This window comes from Blautia sp. 2227st1_G12_2227SCRN_220401, assembly GCF_039062885.1.
In the GTDB taxonomy this organism is placed as follows: domain Bacteria; phylum Bacillota; class Clostridia; order Lachnospirales; family Lachnospiraceae; genus Blautia_A; species Blautia_A fusiformis.
In genome coordinates this window covers 1-2,050 of the sequence record NZ_JBCLNI010000062.1, presented here as the reverse complement: position 1 = coordinate 2,050, position 2,050 = coordinate 1, and the positions used below count along the sequence as shown (strand labels likewise).

Below are 2,050 nucleotides of genomic sequence, written 5' to 3'. Positions count from 1 at the left end.
GGAATGGTGGAAGTGCGGATTTATATCTAACCCAAAATATAAAAAACGCACTGGCATTATAACCTTTCGTGTGTCTAACGACCTTTGGGATGTGTTTACCAAGTTCGCCAAGGGGTACAGAGAATTTGAGTTAAACAAGGCTCTTGCGCTACCTACTGGGTATTCCCTTAGGTTTTACATGTTAATGAGTGGGCAGGTGTACCCTTTGGATATATCCCTTGAAAACTTGAAAGACCGTCTTGGCATACCTGCGGACAAATACAAGGACAAGAACGGAAAAGACAGAATAGATCATTTTGAGGAAAGAGTTTTGAAACCAGCAAAGGCTGCGCTTGATGAGAGCTGCCCATACACTTTCAACTACGTGAAAGTGCGTGAAAACCCAAACAACAAACGTAGCAAGGTGACCGGGTTTAGGTTCTACCCGGTCTATCAACCACAGTTCAGAGATGAAGAACTGGAAGGGAAAGAATTGCAAGCAAAGGTTACAGCACGATATCAGATAGACAGCCATGTGTACGAGTACCTCCGTTATTCCTGCGGCTTCACATCGGAAGAGATAAACCGGAACAAAGAGACATTCATAACGGCACAAGAAAAGATAACCGACCTTATCGGAGAACTGGCTCTCCTAAACGGAAAATCACGAGAAAAGAACAATCCGAAAGGGTGGATTATAAACGCCCTTAAAGGGAAAATCAAGGATAAGTAACAAGATTACCCGGCTGAAACACTCCGGGTAATCTTGTCAAATCAGAGGAACGATTTCCATTTCTACACCAAGTTCTTTCATCTGCTGTTGTATTTCCTCGCTGCTTAGTTTCTCTCTCGCCAGTGCAAGCCCATGAAAGGCGTCCCAGCCTGCCGGCTTCGAAACGATACTACCGTTTAGGACGGCATGGGTGATTTCGCCGCCGGACTTCGCACCCTTGTTCAGTATGAAGAAGAACCGGGGTTCTTCGTGTTCCGTTGTTCCCATAATTCGTAAAGTTAGATGTTTATTTATTCCCCTTTTGTTCCCTTGCCTGCTCTTGGTAGTATTCATAATACTGCTTGTAGTTGTCCCGGTCTTTGGCTGCATCCGTCCAAAGATAGCACATGAAACAAGCGAACAATAGGGAGATAACAGCACAAAGGATTGAGTAGAACGAAATTCGTTTGTCCACATAACCGCCGTTTTTCATTCTGTACCCCTGCCGTTCAAAGTCCGCCAACACGTTTTTTAGGCGATTTTCGGCACTTTCAAGGCTTTTCCCGTCTATTTGTACCTTTCGGGCTGTTGCGTCCTCTATGCGCTTTGTATAGACTTCAACACGCTTTAGTTCTTGATACACCAGTTCTACCGCAAGCTGCGGGTTTACCCTTGGCGTTGTATCTTTTCTTTTCCGGGGGCTGTACTGTCCCTGCTTAACGTTGGAAGCTGCCGCTTCCGGGTGTGAGTTTGTTTCCATGAGATATGTTCATTGAGTTGCACTTCAGTTTGCTTTGTGTCCGCTCGATATGGGCGAGAGTGTAGCCTTTCCCTATCTCGCTTGCCTTATACTCCGTACCGCTTCGGGCTGTGACATAGTAGCCGTTAAGTTTCCCGGTGCTTGCCCTGGCTTCCCGGACTTTAAAACCTCTCTTACCAAGTTCTTCCTTGAATTTGGTAAAGTCAAAGCCCTGCATCTTCTTCAATACGCCGTCCATGGCTTCCTTGATTTCCGCTTTGTTGACTTTGCCAATGTCCTGCGACTGTACAAAGTTCCGTTCCTTGGCTATGGCATTGGCGGCTTCCGTTGCCTTTTTCCCTATCCAGTTGTCCCGGTACAGTTCCCCGGAAAGGGAAACCCGGTTTGCCAGTATGTGCAGGTGGGCTTGCTCTTTCTTGCTCTCCGTACCGCTGTGCCGGATGATGATGTACTGGTGGTTCGCCAACCCCATGCGCTGCATGAAGTCGTTACCAAGTTCCGCCCAGTCCGCATCCGTAAAGGTGGCGCTTTCCTCTATCGAGGGGCTGACCTCGAAACGTAGGCAGTTGTTTTTTACGTTCGGAAAATCAATGTGATAC

Annotated in this window: 4 protein-coding genes; 1 reads left to right on the top strand and 3 read right to left on the bottom strand. The window is 47.0% G+C overall.

All coding sequences use genetic code 11. The features are described from left to right. On the top strand, window positions 1-712 hold a 712-nt coding region (locus ABCM67_RS16150), incomplete at its 5' end, for a replication initiation protein (protein WP_342993060.1). 36 nt (window positions 713-748) lie between these two features. On the opposite strand, the gene ABCM67_RS16145 is transcribed toward ABCM67_RS16150, so the two are convergent. The 3 genes from ABCM67_RS16145 to mbpB all read right to left on the bottom strand — a co-directional run. Next, a complete protein-coding gene (locus tag ABCM67_RS16145; protein WP_004295510.1) occupies window positions 749-979 on the bottom strand; it encodes a hypothetical protein in 231 nt (76 codons plus the stop codon). A gap of 19 nt (window positions 980-998) precedes the next feature. Next, the gene (gene mbpC, locus ABCM67_RS16140) at window positions 999-1,451 is read right to left on the bottom strand and encodes a mobilization protein MbpC (RefSeq protein WP_004295511.1); all 453 of its coding nucleotides are present in this window, start codon (window positions 1,449-1,451) and stop codon (window positions 999-1,001) included. After that, a partial coding sequence (gene mbpB / locus ABCM67_RS16135) for a mobilization protein MbpB (RefSeq protein ID WP_342993059.1) occupies window positions 1,408-2,050 on the bottom strand: 643 nt, incomplete at its 5' end. The genes mbpC and mbpB, both read right to left, overlap by 44 nt.